The 20698-nt window shown below is 68.4% G+C and carries 19 protein-coding genes; 12 read left to right on the top strand and 7 right to left on the bottom strand.

Annotated elements, in window-relative coordinates:
* Positions 1–95 precede the first annotated feature (95 nt).
* Positions 96–773 carry a Crp/Fnr family transcriptional regulator gene (locus tag ACLQ7E_RS14475; RefSeq protein ID WP_217390218.1) on the bottom strand — a complete coding sequence of 226 codons (678 nt, stop codon included), beginning with the start codon at positions 771–773 and terminating at the stop codon, positions 96–98.
* A gap of 235 nt (positions 774–1008) precedes the next feature.
* Here ACLQ7E_RS14475 and ACLQ7E_RS14470 point away from each other — a divergent pair, with 235 nt between their 5' ends.
* Positions 1009–2166: a MarP family serine protease gene (locus ACLQ7E_RS14470; protein WP_411733279.1), complete on the top strand. Its 1158-nt coding sequence runs from the start codon at positions 1009–1011 to the stop codon at positions 2164–2166.
* A 36-nt stretch (positions 2167–2202) separates the two neighbouring features.
* Here the strand turns inward: ACLQ7E_RS14470 and ACLQ7E_RS14465 are convergent, their stop codons facing one another.
* The 3 genes from ACLQ7E_RS14465 to acs form a co-directional block, all read right to left on the bottom strand.
* Positions 2203–3204 (bottom strand): DUF2332 domain-containing protein, encoded by a 1002-nt coding sequence (locus ACLQ7E_RS14465; RefSeq protein ID WP_411733280.1) that lies wholly within the window; start codon positions 3202–3204, stop codon positions 2203–2205.
* 44 nt (positions 3205–3248) lie between these two features.
* Positions 3249–3701 (bottom strand): type II 3-dehydroquinate dehydratase, encoded by a 453-nt coding sequence (aroQ, locus tag ACLQ7E_RS14460; protein WP_411733278.1) that lies wholly within the window; start codon positions 3699–3701, stop codon positions 3249–3251.
* Positions 3702–3824: 123 nt separating this feature from the next.
* Entirely contained in the window at positions 3825–5810 is a 1986-nt protein-coding gene (acs, locus tag ACLQ7E_RS14455) for an acetate--CoA ligase (RefSeq protein WP_411733277.1), read from the bottom strand.
* Positions 5811–6239: 429 nt separating this feature from the next.
* Between acs and ACLQ7E_RS14450 the strand changes: the two genes are divergently transcribed.
* The 3 genes from ACLQ7E_RS14450 to ACLQ7E_RS14440 are packed head-to-tail and all read left to right on the top strand — an operon-like array spanning position 6240 to position 9381.
* Positions 6240–7880 (top strand): hypothetical protein, encoded by a 1641-nt coding sequence (locus ACLQ7E_RS14450; protein WP_411733276.1) that lies wholly within the window; start codon positions 6240–6242, stop codon positions 7878–7880.
* 2 nt (positions 7881–7882) lie between these two features.
* Positions 7883–8668, top strand: a complete 786-nt coding sequence (nth, locus tag ACLQ7E_RS14445; RefSeq protein WP_411733275.1) for an endonuclease III — start codon at positions 7883–7885, stop codon at positions 8666–8668.
* Positions 8665–9381 (top strand): NUDIX hydrolase, encoded by a 717-nt coding sequence (locus tag ACLQ7E_RS14440; protein ID WP_411733274.1) that lies wholly within the window; start codon positions 8665–8667, stop codon positions 9379–9381. The genes nth and ACLQ7E_RS14440 overlap by 4 nt, the downstream gene beginning before the upstream one ends.
* Before the next feature lie 25 nt (positions 9382–9406).
* Here ACLQ7E_RS14440 and ACLQ7E_RS14435 read toward each other — a convergent pair whose 3' ends face one another.
* On the bottom strand, positions 9407–11122 hold the full coding sequence (locus ACLQ7E_RS14435) for a bifunctional 3'-5' exonuclease/DNA polymerase (protein ID WP_411733273.1): 1716 nt from the start codon (positions 11120–11122) through the stop codon (positions 9407–9409).
* Positions 11123–11286: 164 nt separating this feature from the next.
* On the opposite strand from ACLQ7E_RS14435, the gene ssd reads away from it, so the two are divergent.
* The 7 genes from ssd (at position 11287) to ACLQ7E_RS14400 (ending at position 16320) form a co-directional block, all read left to right on the top strand.
* Positions 11287–12600: a septum site-determining protein Ssd gene (gene ssd, locus ACLQ7E_RS14430; protein WP_411733272.1), complete on the top strand. Its 1314-nt coding sequence runs from the start codon at positions 11287–11289 to the stop codon at positions 12598–12600.
* Positions 12597–13853, top strand: coding sequence for a TadA family conjugal transfer-associated ATPase (locus ACLQ7E_RS14425; protein WP_411733271.1), 1257 nt, complete (start codon positions 12597–12599; stop codon positions 13851–13853). Before ssd ends, ACLQ7E_RS14425 begins: the two co-directional genes overlap by 4 nt.
* On the top strand, positions 13847–14560 hold the full coding sequence (locus tag ACLQ7E_RS14420) for a type II secretion system F family protein (protein WP_411733270.1): 714 nt from the start codon (positions 13847–13849) through the stop codon (positions 14558–14560). Before ACLQ7E_RS14425 ends, ACLQ7E_RS14420 begins: the two co-directional genes overlap by 7 nt.
* Positions 14557–15102 carry a type II secretion system F family protein gene (locus ACLQ7E_RS14415; RefSeq protein WP_411733269.1) on the top strand — a complete coding sequence of 182 codons (546 nt, stop codon included), beginning with the start codon at positions 14557–14559 and terminating at the stop codon, positions 15100–15102. Before ACLQ7E_RS14420 ends, ACLQ7E_RS14415 begins: the two co-directional genes overlap by 4 nt.
* 241 nt (positions 15103–15343) lie before the next feature.
* Positions 15344–15565, top strand: coding sequence for a DUF4244 domain-containing protein (locus tag ACLQ7E_RS14410; protein WP_411733268.1), 222 nt, complete (start codon positions 15344–15346; stop codon positions 15563–15565).
* Positions 15566–15583: 18 nt separating this feature from the next.
* Positions 15584–15928: a TadE family type IV pilus minor pilin gene (locus tag ACLQ7E_RS14405; RefSeq protein ID WP_411733267.1), complete on the top strand. Its 345-nt coding sequence runs from the start codon at positions 15584–15586 to the stop codon at positions 15926–15928.
* Positions 15925–16320, top strand: a complete 396-nt coding sequence (locus ACLQ7E_RS14400; protein ID WP_411733266.1) for an Rv3654c family TadE-like protein — start codon at positions 15925–15927, stop codon at positions 16318–16320. The genes ACLQ7E_RS14405 and ACLQ7E_RS14400 overlap by 4 nt, the downstream gene beginning before the upstream one ends.
* 35 nt (positions 16321–16355) lie before the next feature.
* On the opposite strand, the gene ACLQ7E_RS14395 is transcribed toward ACLQ7E_RS14400, so the two are convergent.
* Positions 16356–18701 (bottom strand): DEAD/DEAH box helicase, encoded by a 2346-nt coding sequence (locus ACLQ7E_RS14395; RefSeq protein WP_411733265.1) that lies wholly within the window; start codon positions 18699–18701, stop codon positions 16356–16358.
* Positions 18702–18803: 102 nt separating this feature from the next.
* Positions 18804–19472, bottom strand: coding sequence for a GNAT family N-acetyltransferase (locus ACLQ7E_RS14390; RefSeq protein ID WP_411733264.1), 669 nt, complete (start codon positions 19470–19472; stop codon positions 18804–18806).
* 137 nt (positions 19473–19609) lie between these two features.
* Between ACLQ7E_RS14390 and ACLQ7E_RS14385 the strand changes: the two genes are divergently transcribed.
* Positions 19610–20524: a rhodanese-related sulfurtransferase gene (locus ACLQ7E_RS14385; protein ID WP_411733263.1), complete on the top strand. Its 915-nt coding sequence runs from the start codon at positions 19610–19612 to the stop codon at positions 20522–20524.
* The last annotated feature ends 174 nt before the right edge of the window (positions 20525–20698 follow it).

Raw genomic sequence — 20698 nt, 5'->3', positions numbered from 1 at the left:
AACCCCCGGGGGGGGCGCCCCGGGGTTATCGGGGGGGGGGGGGGGGCCCCCCCCCGGGCCCCCCCCCCCCACACCCGTTCGTGCACGGTTGCGCTTTAGCGTGAACGCTGGCGCAGACGCTGGATGTCCAGGATCACGACGGCGCGTGCCTCAAGACGCAGCCAACCACGCTGCACGAACTCGGCCAGGGCCTTGTTCACGGTTTCGCGCGATGCCCCGACCAGCTGCGCAAGTTCTTCCTGCGTCAGCTCGTGGGCAACCAGGATGCCGTCGGTGGCCGGACGACCAAAGCGGTCGGCCAGGTCCAGCAGTGCCTTCGCGACACGGCCCGGAACATCCGAGAAGACCAGGTCTGCCAGCGACTCGTTGGTGCGGCGCAGGCGCGAGGCCAGTGCCTGCAGCAACTGAACCGAAACCTCCGGGCTGGTCAGGATGACCTTGCGCAGGTTTTCGTGGCGCAGGCCGGCCAGACGCGTCTCGGAGACGGCGGTGGCGGTGGCGTTGCGCGGGCTCGGGTCGAACAGGGCCATTTCGCCGAACAATTCGCCCGGGCCGAGAACGGCAATGAGGTTTTCGCGACCGTCCGTGGAGGTGCGCCCCAGCTTGATCTTGCCCGAAACGATGAAGTAGAGCTGGTCGCCCTGGTCGCCCTCGCGGAACACCGAGGCGCCACGGGACAGATCCACTTCGGATAGTTCTTCAGTCAATGCAGAGAACACCTCGTCGCTCAATGAAGCGAAGAGTGGTGCTCGGCGCAGTACCTCGATGTCCATAAAATCTCCTGTCAACTGTCGTTAGCGCTCATCTAATTGTGCCGTACGGTTGGCCCATGTGACAGCTTCCACACGCCAAATGCGGCTAAATGTGGTTAGAATCGCGGGCATCCCACAGGTGCCCCGACTAGACTCGGGACATCGAATAGTGTTTTAGCCCCCATTTTGGGCCGGGCAACACGGTATGAAGGGCGGGAGTCCAAACTGAATGTGGGGATTGACATGGTTGGACCTGTTGCTCATCATCTCTTTGATCAGCTTTTTGGCTTCTGGCCTGCGTAAAGGCTTCTTTGTCACGCTCGGGGCGATCGTTGGTTTCCTGGCTGGTGGAACGGCCGCCTTCTACGGAATCCCCTTGGTATCGACATGGGTGACGAACCCGGGATGGCGAATCTTCTGGATTGTGGCTGCCGGGCTGATCTTTATCTTGATTGGCCAGGGCATCGGCATGGCCATCGGATCCAGAATCCGCTTATGGCTGAACTTCCCGGTCCTGAAGTCCTTCGACAGGTTTCTTGGCGGCGTTGCCAACACCGTAATGGCCGCCCTGGTGATCTCCGCAATCGCGCTGTCCGCCGCGACCATGGGCGTGCCCTGGGTTTCCCAGCAAGTCGCCGACTCACGGGTCCTGACCACGATCCAGGACTTGACCCCGAAACCCATCACCAATTTCGTCACCCAGGCGCGCGCACAGGTCATGGGCCAGACCCTCCCCGAGCTCTTTGAGCCCTTTGCCCCAAAGGTCGCCATTGACGTTCCCGAGGCCGCAGACCTGGGCAGCGGAATCGATGCCGCCGAGGGGTCCGTCGTCAAGATCATCGGGACCGCCTACGCATGCGGCGTGAACCAGTCCGGTTCGGGCTTTGTCTTCGCCCCCGACCGGGTGATGACCAACGCGCACGTGGTGGCCGGGATCACCGAGCCGTCCGTGACAACGCAGGACGGGCAAGTGCTCTCGGGAAGCGTCGTGTACTTCGACTCCGTCGCCGACATCGCCGTCCTTGAGGTTCCCGGACTTGGCCTGAAGCCGCTGGAGCGAGGCAACGACCTGGACCGCGGGGACACCGCCGCATTCCTGGGCTACCCCGGCGGCGGATCGTTCCGTGCCATGGGCGCGGTGGTCGAATCCTTGAGCACCATTTCGATCCAAAATATCTACGGAGCCGAACCGACGCCGCTGCGCATCTACCAGGTGGCAGCCAAGGTCGAGCAGGGCAATTCCGGCGGGCCCTTGCTCGATTCCCAGGGCCGCGTGGTCGGCATGATCTTCGCCAAGGCCAAGGGCGGTGCCGATGTCGGCTATGCCCTGGCCCTTGAAGAGATCGATGCCGCACTGGACAAGTCCGAAAACTCCCGGGAAACGGTTCCCACCGGAGCCTGCTCGCCGCACTAGCCGACGAGGGCGCCGGCCAGGTGCGGGGCCCGGGGTTCAAAGCCAGTCGAGCTGTGCCCCGTGCTGTCCGGTGCGGGCCAGGGGAACCCTGTCCAGGGCCAGCGTGAAGTGGTTCGCGTCCCAACCCTCCCGGGTTTGGTTCGAGGCATCCATGAAGAACGCCTCATTGGAAATCCAGCGGCAGCCCACACTGGCGATCGTCTGCGCAAAGCGGGATCGACGGGCTTCGTCCAGGTAGGCCAGCACCGCCGAGTGCATGACCACGGGCACCGCCTGTTTCGGCGCCGCGGCGACCAACTCGGCAACGCGTTCGTTCAGATCCCCGGCCAGGAGCAGCGGCGGCCCCGCAACCCCTTTCAAGGCGCCGGACTTCAGTGCCGCCAAGGTCGCCAGGGCGGCATCCAGCTGTTCGAGCCGGGCCTCCTGTCCCGGCCAGACCAGGGCCCGCAGCCACGCCACGGTGTCCGGATCCGTGCCGTCCAACGGGTTCAGGTCGACCCCGGCCCGCCAGGCAATTTCGGGCAGTGTCCGCGGGATCGGGGGATTGCCGGTGGTGGCGCAGCGCAGCAACGGGGAACCGGTGCCGAGCACAGGGGCGCCGTCGTAGGAATACGAGTACAGGTCCGGCAACAGGCACAGGCCCGCGGAGGGTCCTACCTCGATCAGCGCCAGGGGGCGCCGTTCCTGCTCCGCAACCAGTGCCAGGGCCGGCAGCAACGTGGCGCAGCGTCCGGCCTCGTTGGTCTGGGTGGCATGGCCCATGATGATCCGGCGGATCGCCGGCCAGTGCGTGCCGAGGTACTTTTCCAGGAGCGGAAACGGTTCGTCGGGGCACCCGTGGAAGCGCGCCGCGGCAAAGACCAGGTTCGGCTGGCGCTTGGGCACCGGCAGCCCGGCAATGAGTTTCGGCAGTGTTTCGCTGGCGGCGACCCCTTCGGCCCATTGCCGGTACAGCTCGCTGTGCCCGGTGAACCAGCGGTGCGCATATTCGAGGTAGAGCGCGGCGACGCCAACGTCGGGTGCGACTTCTGCCCCCATCGTCACTGCCCCCCCCCTTGACGGATTCGGGCCCGCCGGCGGCGTTACTTCCCGGCGAGGTGGATCAGTTGCCTCATGCCCAAAACATACCCATTGACCCCCGCGCCCACAATGATGGAGGCTGCAACCGGGGAAATGTAGGAATGGTGGCGGAAGGCCTCGCGGCGGTGCACATTGGAGATGTGCACCTCGATCACCGGCAGCTGGACGCCCGAAATGGCGTCGGCCAGGGCCACGGAGGTATGGGTGAACGCGCCGGGGTTGAACACGATGCCCGCGACCGTCCCGCGGGCTGCGTGGATCGCGTCGATGAGCACGCCCTCGTGGTTGGACTGCAGGAAATCCACCTCGTAGCCTGCCTCCGCGGCGGCGGTGCGGCACAGCGCCTCGACGTCTTTCAGCGTCTCGTGGCCATAGACCTCCGGTTCCCGGGTGCCCAGGAGGTTCAGGTTCGGGCCGTTGAGGACCAAGATGCGCGGCGTGCTGTTTTCACTCATGCATCCACTTTAGGCAGACTGCGCGGTGCAGGCAGTGGCGGCAAGCCGGTTTCGGGTTAAATGACTCGGGCGGGGGAGGGCCCGAAGCCTTCCCCCGCCCGCCGACGCTTGGCCGGCGGTGCGCTACTTGCGCATCGACTCGGCGATCTGCGTCATCACCGTGTTGTCGGCCAGGGTCGTGGCGTCCCCGACCTCGCGGCCCTCGGCGACGTCCTTGAGCAGGCGGCGCATGATCTTGCCCGAGCGGGTCTTGGGCAACTCCGGGACCACCAGGATGTGGCGCGGCTTGGCGATTGGGCCGATGTCCTTGCCCACGTGGGCGCGCAGCGTGGCCACGACGTCCTCGCCCTCGGGCGGGGTGATCTGCAGGATCACGAACGCGACTACGGCCTCGCCGGTGGTCTCGTCCTTGGCCCCGACGACGGCTGCCTCGGCCACGTACGGGTGGGCGACGAGGGAGGATTCGATCTCCGTGGTGGACAGCCGGTGCCCGGAGACGTTCATGACGTCGTCCACGCGGCCCAGCAGCCAGATGTCCCCGTCCTCGTCCTTCTTGGCGCCGTCGCCGGCGAAGTACATGCCCTCGAAGCGGGACCAGTAGGTCTCCTTGTACCGGTCCATGTCGCCCCAGATGCCGCGGAGCATGCCCGGCCACGGGTCGCGGATGACCAGGAAGCCGCCCTGGCCGTTGGCCACGGACTGGCCCAGCTCATCGACCACGTCCACGGTGATGCCCGGGACAGCCGTTTGGGCGGAGCCGGGCTTGGTTACCGTGATGCCGGGCAGCGGGGCGATCATGTGGGCGCCGGTCTCGGTCTGCCACCAGGTGTCGACGATCGGGGTCGGGTGTTCCTTGCGTTCCCCGTTCTTGCCGTTGTTGGTGCCGATGACGTCGCGGTACCACATCCATGCCTCGGGGTTGATGGATTCGCCCACCGAGCCGAGCACTCGCAGCGAGGACAGGTCGTGGGAATCCGGGATGCTCCTGCCCCACTTCATGAAGGTGCGGATGGCGGTGGGGGCCGTGTACAGGATGGTGACCCCGTACTTTTCGATGATCTCCCACCAGCGGCCCTGGTGCGGGGAGTCAGGGGTGCCCTCGTACATGACCTGGGTGGCGCCGTTGACCAACGGCGCGTAGGTGACGTAGGAGTGGCCGGTGACCCAGCCGATGTCGGCGGTGCACCAGAACACGTCGGACTCGGGGTGCAGGTCGAAGGTGTCGCGGTGCGTGGCGGCGGCCTGGACCAGGTAGCCGCCGGTGGTGTGGATGATGCCCTTGGGTTTGCCGGTGGTGCCGGAGGTGTAGAGCACGAAGAGCGGGTGCTCGGATTCGTGGCCCACGGCGGTGTGCTCGGCGGAGGCGGTGTCCACGACGTCGGACCACCACTTGTCCAGCGAATCGTTCCAAGCGACGTCCTGCCCGTTGCGCTTGACCACCAACACGTTCTGCACGCTGTGGCCTTCCTTCGCCAGGGCCTCGTCAACCGCCGGCTTCAGGGCCGAGGGCTTGCCGCGGCGCCAGGTGCCGTCGGCAGTGACCACGAGCTTGGCCTGCGCATCGTCGATGCGCGAGCGCAGGGCGTCGGCGGAGAAGCCGCCGAAGACCACCGAGTGGATGGCGCCGATGCGGGCGCAGGCCAGCATGGTGATCACGGCTTCCGGGATCATCGGCAGGTAGACGGCGACGCGGTCGCCCTTGGCGACGCCGAGGGACTCGAAGGCGTTGGCCGCTTGCTTCACGGCAGTGGTGAGCTGGGCGTAGGTGTAGGAGCGGGTGTCGCCCGGCTCGCCCTCGAAGTGGATGGCGACGCGGTCGCCGAGCCCGTTCTCGACGTGGCGGTCAAGCGCGTTGTAGGCGGCGTTGACCTTGCCGTCGGCGAACCACTTGGCCACCGGCGCCTCGGACCAGTCCAGGACCTCGGTGAAGTCGGTGTCCCAGGTCAAGACGTTGCGGGCCTGATCGGCCCAGTAGCCCAGGCGGTCGGCGGCGGCGGCATCGTATTGTTCCGGCTTGGCGATGGCGTTCGCCGTGAACTCCGCGCTCGGGGCAAAGGAGCGGGTTTCGTGCGAGAGGTTGTCAAGCGTGGGGGTGTGGGTGTCCGACACGGGGCGTGGTCCTTCCAATAACAATCATGTGGGTCTTGTGATTCAGGTTACAGCCGTCTGGCGGGCGGGGGTGCGGCCCGTCACAAATATGACAGCGGAGGGTGGTGATTGTGCGCCGAACGGCATTCGGTTCACGTTCAGTGGTAGCCGGAAGGCGGCCATGGCCGGACTGCCGCCCCCCACAGCTGCCCGGCCCGCTGGTGCGCACTGCGGCGTCGTCGTGCCGCAGCGCGGCCGGCACCACGCGGAAGGCGACCCGGTGTGCCAAAACACGCCGGTTGTGCGCACGCGCGGATAGGGTTGTCAGTAGCAGTTGTCTCTCCCGCGGAACCCGGACACCGGCCGCCCGATCCACGGGTGCCGCGGGATCGCATGCCGGGTGCCGGTGCAGGGACAGAACGCAACACCTAGCAGAAGCGGAGTCTTCACATGGATAAGGTGCACGCAAAGGCACAGGGTTCGCAGCCCGGACACGCGCTCAAGCCGGTCATCGGGCCGCTTTCGATGCGCGATGCCCTCGTCGTGATCGGCGGGGTGTTGGTGCTCGTGGGATCGCTGGTCCCGATCCCGTGGACCAAGTCCGTCTCGGTGAACATGTGGATCTTCCCTGGCCTGCCCTTCCACCTCTTTGTCTCGCTGCTGCTGCCGCTGCTTGTTGCCGCCGGGTTCCTCTGGCGCCGGCTCACCGGCCGCACCCGCGTCCGCGTTGCCTCGTTGAGCCTTGACCAGGCAAGTTCCGTGGTGGCGATCTTCGCCGCCGCCTACTTCTTCAACTCCTATGTGGCCTCCATGTCGCCGGCGTACCTGCTCGGGTTGCTCGGTGCGTTGGCCATGATTGCCGGCACCACGCTTGCCACCTACCTGGGGATCTTCCGCCGCGACTTCGTGCCCGGCGGCGACTCGGTCCTCGGGGCCGACGTGTACCCGGTGGCGCAGGCCACCAAGGCACCGGCGGCGCGGGCCACTGAATCCGAAGGCTTCGGCGCCAGCAGCGCCCACACCGCTTCCGCAGGCCGTCCCGGCACGCCCGTGACCGGCAAGCCCGAGGGGCGCTGGGAAACCGCGTCCGCCGCGGCACCCGCGGCCGCAGCCGGCGCCGTAGCAGGTTCAGGTGCCGCCGCCCCGAGCGCAGGTGTTGCGGCAGCGGCGGGCCCCGCATCGGACAAGAAGGCCCAGCCCCAGGATTCTTCCCTCGCGGCTGCGCAGCGCCAGAAAGCTGCGGCCGATCTTTCCGACGCCGCCGATGAAAAGGGCGCCGTGCAAGCGGCCCCGGCAGCGGTGAACACCGGGGCGCCGATCGCCGGCAAGGCCGAGGCCCCCGCACCGAAATCGGACGCACTGCCGACAGGGAGCCGGGCAGAACAGCCCCGGAACGACAGCTCGTCGATCGATGGCAATCACGACAAGACGGACGCGGCGCATCCGCTCACGGCATGGAAATCGGTCGCCGAGGCCGAGGACGCCCCGGAGGCCGAGACCGAGGCCGAGTCCGCTGCCGGCGACGAACAGCGAACCGCCGCGGAGGCGGCATATGGCGGCACCGCGCCATCAACCACGGCTGCAAAGCCAAAGGGACCCTCGTCCGACGCCGCCGGGGAGGAATCCTCGAAGCCCGGGGCGAACCGCGGCGGGAATGAAGCCGAGGCAAAGTCCGGACAGGAACCCCGGCACGAGGACGCCGCGCCGGAGGATTCCGCCCACCCGGCCACCATGGCCACGCCGCGGGCAGGTACCGACATCAAGGCCACCGCCGCCCTCTCGCGGGCCGACATCGCCGCGCACCAGGCAGCTGTCGAACGCGCCAAGGCGGAGGCCGAGTCCTCCTTCGGGGCCAAGGCCGAGGCCCACGGGCATGACGGCCATGACGAGGAAGCCGCCAGTTTCTGGTTTGCGCTTAACCACACGCGCCCCGTCTTCCACCCGGCCAACGGCGCAACGGTGGCCACGCTCAACCCGGGGACCTGGATCCTGTGCCTGGAGGACCGCGGCACCGAATACCTGATCAACCTCGCCGACGGCCGGCCAGCGGTGCTGCGCAACCTGGACGACCTGCAGTTCCCGGAAAAATAGGCGTGCACACCGACGAAACCCCGCTCGGGCGCAAGCGCCGGGCCCGGAAGATCAACCGGGTGCTGGCCGAAACCTACCCGTACGCGGTGGCCGAGCTGGACTTCACCAACGCCTTCGAGCTGTTGGTGGCCACGGTGCTCTCGGCCCAGACCACCGATGTGCGCGTCAATGCGATCACCCCGGCGCTCTTTGCCGCGTATCCCGACGCGCTGGCCATGAGCCAGGCGGAACCCGAGGCGCTGCAGGAGCTGATCCGTTCCACCGGGTTCTTCCGGGCCAAGTCCAACTCGCTGCTGGCGCTGTCCACGCGCATCGTCGACGAATACGACGGCGTGGTTCCCGGGCGTCTGGAGGACCTGGTGACACTCGCAGGGGTGGGGCGCAAGACCGCCAACGTGGTCCTCGGCAACGCCTTCGGGGTCCCGGGCATCACCGTCGACACGCACTTCATGCGCTTGGCCCGCCGCTTCGGCTGGACCGAGGAGTCCGACCCGGTGAAGATCGAGCACGAGGTCGGTGCGCTCTTTGAGCCCGGGGACTGGACCATGCTCAGCCACCGCGTGGTCTTCCACGGCCGGCGCGTGTGCCACTCCCGCAAGCCCGCCTGCGGCGCCTGCCCGCTGACCACGCTCTGCCCCGCCTACGGGGAGGGCGAGACCGACGAGGTGAAGGCCCTCAAACTGCTCAAGTACGAGCTGGCGCCGGGGCGCGAGGAGCTTGCGGCCAGGATGCGTGCCGGGGCCACCCGCCGCGAGCTGCGCACCGAGGGGTACGGTTTGGAAGCATGAGCGTACGCAGCGAATTGCTGGCGATGATCGAGGCCAAGGCGCACCTTTCCGGCCGCGGTCCGGAAGCTGCCACCAAGATGCCGAACACCTGGGTGTTCAACCCGCTGGATCCCGCCACCGCCAGGCACGCGGCGGTGCTGATCCTCTTCGGCCGGCTTGACGACGTGCCGGCGGCCACCGGGGTGAAGTCGGTCCACGAGGACCTTGACGTGCTCTTCGTGACCCGCGCCGACACGCTGCGCAAGCACGCCGGCCAGGTCGCCTTCCCCGGCGGCAAGGTGGATCCGGAGGACGACGACGCGATCGCCGCGGCCCTGCGCGAGGCCCAAGAGGAGACGGGGCTGGATCCGGCGGGCGTGGAGATCCTGGGGGTGCTGCCCGATGCCGAGCTGCCCATCACCAACTTCATCGTCACCCCGGTCATCGGCTGGTGGCACCAGACCTCGGAGGTGTTCGTGGTGGACACCGCCGAATCCTCCACCGTCTTCCGGGCCCCGGTGGCCGACCTGCTGGATCCGGCCAACCGGGTCTCCTCGGTGATCCAGCGCGACGGGCAGCGCTTTTGCGCCCCCGCCTTCGACGTGGCGGGCGGCTTCATCTGGGGCTTCACCGGGATCCTGCTGGATCGGATCTTCAACGACCTGGGCTGGACGCTGCCCTGGGATGCGGACCGCGAGGTGCAGGTGGCCGTCGGCGGGCGGCGCGCACCTTAGCAACTACCCACCCACCAACCCCGCTCTACTTGGCCTGGTCGTAGGAATCCACGATGACCGCGGTGACGGGGAAATCCACCGGGATCTGCCCAAAGAGCAGCGCGGAGGCGGCCCTGGCCGACTCGTGCACCAGCTGGATAACGGTTTCGGCCTGCTCGGCAGGGACATGGAGCATGATCTCGTCGTGCAGGAAAAACACCAACTGGCCGGGGTCGATGCCTGCCTCCCGGCCCGCGTTCAACCGCCTGCGCAGCTCGCCCATCCAGCACAGCGCCCACTCGGCCGCCGTGCCCTGGACGATGAAGTTTCGGGTGAAGCGTCCGCGGGACCGGCCCTCGGCCTCCACCGCGCGTTGCTCGGCCTCCGAGGAGGCCCGCGACCTGGCCTTGAGCCACGTTTCGGGCGCCGGAGGGGTGCCGCGGCCCAGGAAGGATGAGACGCCGGCCCCGGCCTCGCCCTGCGCCGCCGCCCATTCCACCAGCCCCACTGCCCGCGGGTAGGTGGCCTTGAGCTTGGGCATCAGACGGCCCGATTCCCCGGTCGTCGCCCCGTACATCGCCCCGAGCATCGCGATCTTGGCGTGGGCCCGGTCCCCGCCGAACCCGGCATCGGCAATGCCCCGGTACAGGTCCTGGCCGCGGGCGGCGGTGGCCAGCGCGTCATCGCGGGAGAGGGCGGCCAGGATGCGCGGCTCCAGCTGCGCGGCATCCGCCACCACCAGCACCTTGCCCGCATCGCTGCGCACCGCCGAGCGGACCTGGTGCGGGATCTGCAGCGCCCCGCCGCCGTGGGAGGCCCACCGGCCGGTGACCACCCCGCCGACGATGTACTCGGGGCGGAAGCGCCCCTCACGCACCCAGCGGTCCACCCACGCGTAGCCGTTGGCGTTGGCCAGCCGGGCGATCTTCTTGTAGGCCAGCAGCGGCTCGATGACCGGGTGCTTGAGCTCCGTCAGCTCCCAGGCCCGGGTGTTGGACACCGCGATCCCCGCCCGGTTCATGGCCTTGAGCAGCTCGGCCGGCGAATCGGGGTTCAGCGCGGGGGCATCGAGCAGGCGGCGCAGTTCGGCGGCCAGCACCTCCATGCGCGGCGGGCGCACCCCTGCAGGAACGCGCGGGCCCAGCGCCTCGGTGAGCAGCCGGTGGTGCTCCGCGACGTCCCAGGGCACCCCCGCATGGGTCATTTCGGCGCCGATGAGCGCGCCGGCCGACTCGGCCGCCAGCAACAGGCCCAGGCGCGCCCCGCGCTCCGAATCCGGCACCGCGGCACGTTGCGCCAGGAACTCGGCCAGCACGTTTTCCAGGGCCCCGGCCTGGTTCTTGGGTTCGGAAAACAGCTCTCCCTGGTTCTCCGAGACCCGGGCCGGAGGCAAGAGGTGTGCGGGGGCGGCGGTGGAGGGATCCGCCAGGCGGCGGATGGACTCGAGGTAGTCGCCGTGCACCGCATGGGGCGCGTTGCGCAGGATGGCACGGACCAGTGACACGTCGTGGACGCGCTCGATGTGCACCCCGGCGGCCAGCAGTCCCGGGTACCAGGAATGCACCGAGTCGAAGACCCAGCGCGGCTTCCTCGTGGCCTCCAGCTCCGCCACCACGGCCGGAAGGGAATTGCCGTACACCTGCACCGGTGGCATCAGGGCGGTGCCCGCGGCATCGACGAGCTGCACCACGGCGGTGGCCGATCCGGCTTCGGACTCGGGCTGGGACATGGAGTGGGAGGCCACTACCGCAAATTGCTGCACGCTCCATTCTCGCAGTTTCTTTCCCGGCCCCGCCCCCGACCTCGCCCCTGATGCGAGCTTTCCCGCTTTCCCGCACATCGGGCATTCGGGCCCGGGCGTGGTTGTCCTCCGCCTGCAGCCGGGGGGCTTCACCCCGGAACCGGGCGGGGACCACGCTGGAAGGCATGAGCGACGAGATGCGATTTGTGGCCCGGTTGCCCGGGGCAGGCCAGCGAACCCTGCAACTTCCGGCACTGCGGGCAGCCCGCGCCCGGCAGGATGCCCGGGCGCCTGAACCGTTCCGCGAGCCGGGACCTGCCCAGGTGCCGGGTCCTTCCCTGGTGCCGGAGCCGTTGCGGGAACAGGAACCCGTCCCGGCGCCGGAACCTGTCGACGGGCAACACACGGTTTCCGCAGACGTTCCCGGGATTCGTGCGGGGGCCAGGCCTGCGGAACTGGCGCGCTGCATCCTGCTGAGCCGCGACGTGGAATTGGCCCAGGTGCTGGCCTCGATTGCCGTGGGTGCCGGGGTCCAGCTGCTGCCGTGCAGGGACGTGGAACAGGCAGCGGCCCACCGGGACGAGGTGATCCTGGTGGGCCAGGACGCCGTGGGGGAAATCGGGTCCCGGCTGGCTGCCTCGACGCTGATCCTGGTCGGGGCCGAGGAACACCAGGACGTGCTCTGGCGCGCGGCCGCCACCTGCCCCGGGGCCCGCGTGGCGGTGCTGCCGGCGGCCGCGGCCTGGCTCGGGGAATACCTGGGCGAACTGGGGCTTCACTCCGGGCGCGCCCACCTCACCCTCGTCGCCGGTGCCGGCGGCGGGGCAGGGACCAGCACCTTCGCCGCCTTGCTTGCCGCAACCGCGACGCTGGACGGATCCCGCACCCTGTTGCTCGATGCTGACCCGCATTCGGCCGGGTTGTGGCCGGTGCTCAAGCCGCGGGAACCCGACGGGCTGGGCTGGGAGGACCTGGAAAACTCGCGCGGCCAGCTCTCCCCGGGCCAGCTGGCCGAGATCCTCCCGCTGGCCCAGGGCACCGCGGTGCTTTCCTGGGTGCGGAACCCGGGGTGCTTCGTGCCCTCCGAGGCCCTGCTGGCCGAGGTGCTGGCCGCCTCCCGGCGCATCTACGACCACATTGTCATCGACGCCGGGCACGTCACCGGGGTCCCGGCGTCCATGGCGGCGCTGGCCGACACCCGGCTGCTGCTGCTCGCGGCCCGCTCCGGCAACGCGGCTGCCGGCACCGGCCGGCGGCTGGGGGAGCGCGCGGGGGACTGGAGGCTGATCCTCACGGGCAAGCTCGCCTCCGGGACCGACACGCGCCTGCTGGCCCAACGGGCGGGAATCGAGCTCGGAGGATACTTCGCGCCCAGCCGCGCCATCGGCCGCGGTGCAACGGAGGGATCGCTGATGAACGTGTTGGTGCGACGCTCGCTGCGCCGCACCGTGGCACTGCTGGGCCAGGGGCCAGCAACGGAAGCGGGGCAGGCGGCATGAGCGGGTCCGGGCCCGACGCAACCCCGGCGCCGCCGGCGGGGAGCGCACGCCGCGGGCGGAGGCGCTGGGAAGCCCGGTCGCCGGCCCCGCCACCGGCACCGTCCGCCCCGGCCGGGGTCCTGGAGGAGGTCAGGCTGCGGGCCATGGGGCAGGGCGGAGGGCTCAGCGAAGTGGACCTGGCCTCGGCGGTGCGGGCCTCCGGACGCGTCATGGGAGCGGCGAGCAGCACCGAGATGCTGCGCAGCCTCAGCGACGACATCCACGGTCTCGGGATCCTCGAACGCCTCGCCCAGGTCCCCGGAACCACCGACATCCTCATCGACGCCAACGGGCGGGTCTGGGTGGACGGGAGTGCCGGGCTGCACGCCTCCGAGCTCAGCTTTACGGACCCCGGGCAGATCCGTGCCCTTGCAGTGCGCCTGGCGGCGGCCGGGGGACGGCGGCTGGATGACGCGCAACCCTTCGTCGACGTCTCCCTGGGCAACTACCGCATCCACGCGGTGCTGCCACCGATCTCCACCGGCGGGCCGCTGCTGTCCATCCGCATCAAGGGCAACCGGAACCAGCGGCTGGAGACGCTCGTCGATGACCCCGGCTGGCTGGCCGCGCTGGGGGCCATCGTGGCCGCGAAGCTGAATTTCCTGGTCTCCGGCGGCACCGGGGCGGGAAAGACCACGCTGCTGGCGGCCATGCTCGCCCGGGTGCCGGGCGACGAGAGGATCGTCGTGGTCGAGGACTCCCAGGAACTCGCCCCGTCGCACCCGCACCTGGTGGGCCTGCAAAGCCGCGGCGGGAACGTGGAGGGCGCCGGCGAGATTGGGATGGACACCCTGGTGCGCCAGGCGCTGCGCATGCGCCCGGACCGGCTGGTGGTCGGCGAATGCCGCGGAGCGGAGGTGCGCGAATTCCTCGGCGCCATGAACACCGGCCACGAGGGGGCCGCCGGCACGGTGCACGCCAACAGCGTCAACGCGGTCCCGGCCCGATTGGCCGCCATGGGGGCACTGGCGTCCATGGACGCGGCCGCCACCGCGCTGCAGGCGGCCAGCGCCCTGGACGTGCTCATCCACGTCTGGCGGGATCCGGCCACCGGCGCCCGCAGCCCCGTCCAGCTGGGCAGGGTGATCCTCACCGAGTCCGGAACGCTGGCGGTGCGCATGATCCGGGAAACCGGGACGGGGGACAGCGACCCCGAAGCGCTTGCCTGGTTCAGGACCCGGTTGAAGGCTGCGGGGGAGGCAAGCCCATGGTGATCCTCGCCTGCGCGGTGCTCCTGCTGGGGGCCGCGACCTGGCTGTCGCTGACCCCCGGAACGCCAGACAGCCGGCCACCGGGTGCCGGGGCCCGCCCGGACCGGGGGCGCCGCCGCCGGGCGAACCTGGCCACCGATGCCGAGGAATACGCCAAGCTGGTTCGCCAGCTCGCCGCCATGCTGCGCGCCGGCACCAGCCCGGCTGCCGCCTTCGGGATGCTGACAACCATCTGGGCCACGGGTACCACCCGCACCGCTTCCGACATCCACACCGGCTGCACCCGGGCCCTGGCCCAATGGCGCACCGGCGGGACCCTGCAGGAAGGGTTGGCTGCCCACTCGGCAGCAAACCCGGACCACGCGCGGCTGTGGAGGCGCCTGGCCTGGTGCTTTGCCATCAGCGAGGAATCGGGGGCGGCGCTCGCCGAGCTGCTGGACACCCTGGCCGAGGAAGCCGAGACCGCCGCCGACATGCACCGAGCCCTTGATGCGGCGCTCGCCGGACCGCGGGCCACGAGCCGGCTGCTGACCTACCTGCCAGGGATCGGGGTGGGGCTGGGCCAATTGCTGGGCATCAATCCGCTGGCGGTGCTCACGACTCATTCGGTGGGCCGGGTGGCGCTGGTTTGCGGGGTGTGCCTGTGGCTCGGCAACCGCTTCTGGTGCGCGCGGATGTTGCGCGCCATCACCAACAAGGTGCCCTCGTGATCGGCGCACTGGCCGCGGTGCTGCTGGCCGGGGCCGCGGTGTGGATCGGGATTTCCGCACCCTCCAGGTCCCCTGCCCGCAGACGCGGCGGGATGCCGACGATAGCCCGGAACGGCCCGGAGGCTCCGGCCGAACCGGTGCCGCTGGTGCTTGAAATGTGCGCCACGCTGCTGGAATCGGGGCTCCCGATCCGCGCCGTGCTGCAGATCATCGGCACCAACGTCCCGGGGTACGGGTCCCTGCTGCGTGTCTCGCGTGCCCTGGACCTAAACGTCGGGTGGGACAGGGCCTGGGGCCAGAGCACCGGGCCGGCCGGCGAACTCGAGCAGACACTGCGCTTCACACAGCTCTCCGGCGCGCCGGCGGCGGCCCTGTTGCGCTCCACCGCCGCCGCCACGCGCAAGCGCGGCGTGAGGGAAGCCGAGGCGCGGGGCGCGGAGTTCGGCATCAAGCTGGTGATCCCGCTGGGACTGTGCGCGCTTCCGGCGTTCATCGCCCTGGGCGTGGTGCCGGTGGTGATTTCCCTGATGCCACAGTTCTAGTGGAGCTCTTCCTTCCCGCACCGCACCGCACCGCACCGCACCGCGGCACGGCCCTCCGCCCGGGGGATCGGACCCGACGGACGCAGTTATCCCCAGCCGGGCCACGAACCCTCCCGGGGCCCTGGTATAAACGCCCACACTCGAACCGGGAGCCGCCCACGGTCCGACTTCAGGGTCGGCGGCCAGTCCCGTCCCCTTCCAGGAGCAACCCAATCAACAAGCACAAGCAAAGGACAAGACCATGGACAACAACATCGCCGCGGCCCCGGGCCACATCGATCTGCAGGATTGCATCGAGCCGCCCGCCGGGGTACTGAACGACGAAGAAGGCAGCACCACCGCCGAATTCGCCATCGTCACGCTGGCCGCGGTGGCCTTCGCCGGCCTGCTGGTGAGCATCCTCTCCAGCGGGGACGTGCGTGGACTTCTGATGGGCCTGATCCGCCAGGCCCTGACCTTCTAGAGGAACGGGGCCAACGCCATGGCCAGGCATTCAGAGTCGGGCAGCAGCACCGCCGAGGTGGCTGTGCTGATGCCCGCCGTGGCCATATTGCTGGCCGTGGTCGCCGGGGCAGGGGCCGTGGGAGGCGAACAGGTGCGCATCCAACAGGCGGCCAGCGCCGCGGCCAGGGAACTGGCGCGCGGTTCAGACCCCGGCGAGGCGGTCGGCACCGCGCATCGCATTGCCGGGGCCCGGATCAGCGTCAGCTGCGGCCAGGGTGGCGGCTACGGCCATGTCGTGGTTCGTTCCGGAGTGATCTTGCCGCTGCTTGGCGAGGTCGAATTGCGGGCCGAGGCCAGCGCACGCACGGAGCAGCAGCCATGAGCCCGGCCCGGCTCCACGCCCAGCGCGGCAGCGGCACGGTGCTCATGCTGTCCGTGGTGTGTGTGGCTGCGCTGGCGCTGGTGGTGGTGCTGATGTTCACCGCAGTCGCCCAGGCCGCTGCCAAGGCGGGAACGGCGGCGGACCTGGCTGCCCTTGCCGCCGCCGACGCCGCCCGCCGACTGCTGCCGGGGGACCCGTGCGGTGTCGCGGCCAGCACCGCCAGGGCCAACGCTGCCACCCTGACCAGCTGTTCGCGGCAGGGGCAGGGCGGGGAAGTCGTGACCGTGGCAGTCCATGTGGCGGTCTCCCCGGTGGGCTGGCTGCCGCCGGTGACCCGAGCCAAGTCCGTGGCACGGGCCGGACCGCCGCCGCAACCCTGGCGCGGGCCGTGAGCCTGCGCCGGTGAACCACGGCGGGCGGTACGGGCCTATCCTTCCAGGACAGGCCCGGCCGCCCGCTGGGCTTCCTGCAGGATGGCCGTGAGCAGGCGGACGGCCCCGGCCTTGTCCAGCGGGTTGTTCTTGTTCCCGCATTTGGGGGACTGCACGCATGAGGGGCACCCGGTGGCGCATTCGCAGGCGGCGATCGCGTCCCGCGTGGCGCCGAGCCAGATGCGCGCCTTGTCGAAGCCGCGCTCGGCAAATCCGGCGCCGCCGGGGTGCCCGTCGTACACGAAAATCGTTGGCATCCCGGTGTCCATGTGCAAGGCGGTGGACACCCCGCCGATGTCCCACCTATCGCTCGAGGCCACCAGTGGGAGCAACCCGATGGCGGCATGTTCGGCCGCATGCAGGGAGCCGGGGAATTCCTCCGGGGTGATCCCGGCCGCCAACAACCTTTTCTCCGGGATCGTGAACCACACCGACTTGGTGTGCAGGTCCCGCGCTTCCAGTTCGAGTGGCTCCTCGGAGAGGATTTCGTTGCTCATGACCGACTTGCGTTGGAAGGAAACCACCTGGGTGGTCACCACCACATCGCCGAAGTTCGCGGTGATCGGCCCCCAAGCGTCGGATCGGTCGTTCTCGATGACCTCGACGGTGGTGATGTCCCGGGCCTGGGTGTAGAAGTCGGGGTTGGCCCGGGTGACCATGACGCAGTGGTCGGTTTCGTTGAGCTCGTCGACCACGTAGGTGGCACCCTGGTGCACATAGATGGCGCCGTTGTGCGCCTGGTAATGGGTTTGCGGCGAGTCCATGGTGCCCAGCAACGCCCCGGTGTCGGTTTCGATGATGCTTACCGGCCCGCCGCCATCGGCTCGCAGGTTCACCATGGACGCGGCATGCTCGGGGTGCGTCCAAAACCAGCCGGCCGGGCGGCGGCGCAGGAACCCCCTTTCCACCAGCGAGTCCAGAAGGCCGTGTGCACTCGGGCCGAAGGCGGCGAGGTCCTCGACACGCAGCGGGAGTTCCTCGGCGGCGGCGCACAGGTGCCCGGAGAGGACGTAGGGGTTTTCCGGGTCAAAGACGGTGGCCTCGACTCCGGCCTCGAAAATGGCCTCGGGGTGGTTGACCAAATAGGTGTCCAGTGGGTCGTCGCTGGCCACCAAGACCGCGAGCGAGTCCTGGCCGGCGCGTCCGGCCCTGCCGATCTGTTGGAAGAACGAGGCGCGGGTCCCGGGCCAGCCGGCCACCAGCACCGCGTCGAGCCCCGCCACGTCAATGCCCAGTTCCAGGGCCGAGGTCGAGGCCACCCCGAGCAGGGTCCCGTTGCGCAGCGCGTTTTCAAGTTCCCGACGCTCGGCGGGCAGGTACCCGGAACGGTATGCGGCCACCCGATCGGGAAGCGAGGGATGGACTTGGTCCACCATGGAGCGGGTGATCGTGGCAATGGTCTCGGCGCCGCGCCGGGACTTGATGAACGCCAGGGTCCGCACGTGGGAACAGACAAGGTTGGCCAGCAGGTTTGAGGTTTCGGCGATGACCGTGCGGCGTGTAGGCGCACCGTTTTCCCCGTGCAGCTCGGTCAGTGGCGGCTCCCACAGGGCAATGGTCACCGCGCCCTTGGGGGAGAAGTCGTTGGTGACCTCGTTGGCCGGGGCACCGATGAGCCGGGAAAAGGACGCCGCCGGGTCAGCACTGGTCGCGGAGGCGCCGATGAACACCGGGTCGGCTCCGTAATGTGCGCAGATCCGGCGCAGTCGGCGCAGCAGGTTGGCGATGTTGGACCCGAAGACCCCGCGGTAGGAGTGGGCCTCGTCAATGACGACGAACTTGAGCCGGCGCAGCACCCGGGCCCACCAAGTGTGGTTGGGCAGGATCCCGAAGTGCAGCATGTCGGGGTTGGAGAGGATGAAGTTCGAGTGGTCCCTGATCCAGCGACGCGCCGAGACCTCGGTGTCCCCGTCGTAGCTGGCGGCCCGCACGGTGGACAGCGAATAGCCCTCGATGGCCTTGAGCTGGTCGGCGGCCAAGGCCTTGGTGGGTGCCAGGTAGAGCACCGTGGCGTCGTTCGGGATCAGGCTGGCCTGGTTCTCCAGGGAGGAGGTGTGGATCGCGTTGAGGGCGGGAAGCTGGTAGGCCAATGACTTGCCCGAGGCGGTGCCGGTCGCGACGATGGTGTGGTGGCCCTCGTGGGCGAGGTTGGCGGCCTGAACCTGGTGCAGCCAAGGGGTGGACACTCCGGTGCGTTCAAAGGCGCTCCGCACCTCCGGGTGCACCCAGTCCGGCCATGGGCCGGACAACGCCTCTCTGGCCTCTATGATCCGGGAATGGAGCAGCGCCTGGGGCGTTGGCCCGTGGCCCAGCAGGGCGATCTGTTCCGAGTATGCGTTCACTGCTTCATTGTGGCATCACCGGGAACCTCCGGTGGACAAGGCACAAAGAAAGTGGTGGGCCTCGCATCAGCGAGACCCACCACTTAGAGGCGTCGGAGCCGGCTAGGACTCCTGGCGTCCTTCAAAGAGCACGACGTTACCCAGATCGGTCCAACCGAGGGACTTGTAGAGCTGCTGTCCGTCGATGCTGGCGATCAACAATCCCTCCTCGACATCATGCTCCAAGGCAAGAGAGACCAATGCGCGCATGGTCAGGCTGCCCAGGCCGCGGCGGCGGAAATCCGGTGCGGTGATGATGCGGTCAAAGATGGCGTAGCCGTTCACCGCGGACACGTGACCGCTGGCGGCAACCACCTGGGGGTCCTCGTCCGGATGGATGGAGACGTAGGCGTGTGCCTGGTCGCGTTCGATCTGGAAGGAGAATCCGTCGGCAGGTCGCGGTTCCTCGACATCGTGGCCGCTCATCTCCGTGACCATCAGGACCTCATCGGAATTGAGCACCTTGAGTCCAGCTGCGCCGGCCGCGTCTATCAGCGTGGAGGTCTCATTGGCGAACGCCGTCAGGCGACGCTTGGGGTGCTTGTGCAGTGTCTCTGCGACGGCCACCAATTCCTCATTGGAAGGCTCATAAATGACGTACTCCCAGTCGCCCGAGGTGTCATGGCGCAGGGCGGCATGGACCCGGCCCTCGTGCCTGCTCTCGTAGCCTCGTGCACCAGCCCAGCCCGTAACCCATGTACCAATTAATTCATCGCTTGCAGAAGATCCCATAGTCCGACCCTACCCCGTGAACTGCCTACATGCCGTGCATTTAGGCGAACTGTTGCAACCTTGAAACACAGCGTTCACCCGGTGATGGTTGCCACTTCACGTGCGCCATATGGATTCTAGGCCATACCCTTAATAGCGTGTCGCAGAACCGAATTGTCTTGTATTACGCCTTTACCCCGCTAGCCGACCCCGAGGCCGTGCGCCTGTGGCAGCGAGCTCTGCTGGAGCGGTGGGGCCTGCGCGGCCGCATCATCATCTCCAGCCACGGCATCAACGGAACGGTCGGGGGTGAGATCAGGGAAGTCAAGGCCTACGTGAAGGCCACCCGGGAATATCCGGCGTTCAAAAAAATGGATATCAAGTGGTCGGAGGGTTCGGCCTCGGACTTCCCCCGGATCTCGGTAAAGGTCCGTGAGGAAGTGGTTTCCTTTGGCGCTCCCGGCGAGTTGGAAGTCGATGAAAACGGTGTGGTGGGCGGAGGAATTCACCTGAAGCCCGAGGCCCTGCATGAGCTCGTCGAAACAAAGAAGGCCGCCGGCCAAGAGGTCCTCTTCTTCGATGGGCGCAACGCCTTCGAAGCCCAGATCGGCAAGTTCAAGAACGCGATCGTGCCAGAGGTCGAAACGACCCATGACTTCATTGCCGAGATCGAATCCGGCAAGTACGACGACATGAAGGACCAACCGATCGTCACCTATTGCACCGGCGGCATCCGCTGCGAAGTGCTGTCGTCGCTCATGGTCAAGCGTGGCTTCACCGAGGTCTACCAAATGCAGGGCGGCATCGTGCGCTATGGGGAGACCTATGGCGACAAGGGATTGTGGGAAGGATCACTGTATGTGTTCGACAAGCGCATGCACATGGAGTTCAGTGACGATGCGGTGACTATCGGGCAATGCGTTTGCTGCTCTTCCCCCACGAACAAATTCGAGAATTGCTCCAATCTTTCCTGCCGCAGCCTTCGGCTCTTCTGCGCCGAATGTGCCGCCAACGAGGAACTGCGCCAGTGCCCCGAATGCGTGGCCGAGGCCAAGGGCCTTATCGAAGCGTAGTCAGGGCGGTCTGCTGGCGAAGGAGCACGAAATTCTCTGGGCGACGTAGGGCGGTTCGTTTCCGGTTCTTGCCGGGGGCGGGCCGCCCTTTTTCGTACCCACCTGGTGGCCCGGTCGGGCATGCTTCCGTTCCGATGGTCGGTGTCGACGCGGGGAACGGACTCCTAGAACAGG

This window comes from Paeniglutamicibacter sp., assembly GCF_046714615.1.
In the GTDB taxonomy this organism is placed as follows: Bacteria; Actinomycetota; Actinomycetes; order Actinomycetales; family Micrococcaceae; genus Paeniglutamicibacter.
Note: the sequence above shows the minus strand (reverse complement) of the source record. Positions and strands in the feature narration are given on the sequence as shown.

What these genes read in the sequence shown, in the direction of transcription:
- ACLQ7E_RS14440 (WP_411733274.1), top strand. Translation starts at nt 8,665, where the DNA reads ATGAGCGTACGCAGCGAATTGCTGGCGATGATCGAGGCCAAGGCGCAC.
- ACLQ7E_RS14400 (WP_411733266.1), top strand. Translation starts at nt 15,925, where the DNA reads ATGAGCCCGGCCCGGCTCCACGCCCAGCGCGGCAGCGGCACGGTGCTC.
- ACLQ7E_RS14450 (WP_411733276.1), top strand. Translation starts at nt 6,240, where the DNA reads ATGGATAAGGTGCACGCAAAGGCACAGGGTTCGCAGCCCGGACACGCG.
- ACLQ7E_RS14425 (WP_411733271.1), top strand. Translation starts at nt 12,597, where the DNA reads ATGAGCGGGTCCGGGCCCGACGCAACCCCGGCGCCGCCGGCGGGGAGC.
- ACLQ7E_RS14410 (WP_411733268.1), top strand. Translation starts at nt 15,344, where the DNA reads ATGGACAACAACATCGCCGCGGCCCCGGGCCACATCGATCTGCAGGAT.
- ACLQ7E_RS14465 (WP_411733280.1), bottom strand. Translation starts at nt 3,204, where the DNA reads ATGGGGGCAGAAGTCGCACCCGACGTTGGCGTCGCCGCGCTCTACCTC.
- ACLQ7E_RS14420 (WP_411733270.1), top strand. Translation starts at nt 13,847, where the DNA reads ATGGTGATCCTCGCCTGCGCGGTGCTCCTGCTGGGGGCCGCGACCTGG.
- ACLQ7E_RS14475 (WP_217390218.1), bottom strand. Translation starts at nt 773, where the DNA reads ATGGACATCGAGGTACTGCGCCGAGCACCACTCTTCGCTTCATTGAGC.
- ACLQ7E_RS14405 (WP_411733267.1), top strand. Translation starts at nt 15,584, where the DNA reads ATGGCCAGGCATTCAGAGTCGGGCAGCAGCACCGCCGAGGTGGCTGTG.
- ACLQ7E_RS14390 (WP_411733264.1), bottom strand. Translation starts at nt 19,472, where the DNA reads ATGGGATCTTCTGCAAGCGATGAATTAATTGGTACATGGGTTACGGGC.
- ssd (WP_411733272.1), top strand. Translation starts at nt 11,287, where the DNA reads ATGAGCGACGAGATGCGATTTGTGGCCCGGTTGCCCGGGGCAGGCCAG.
- aroQ (WP_411733278.1), bottom strand. Translation starts at nt 3,701, where the DNA reads ATGAGTGAAAACAGCACGCCGCGCATCTTGGTCCTCAACGGCCCGAAC.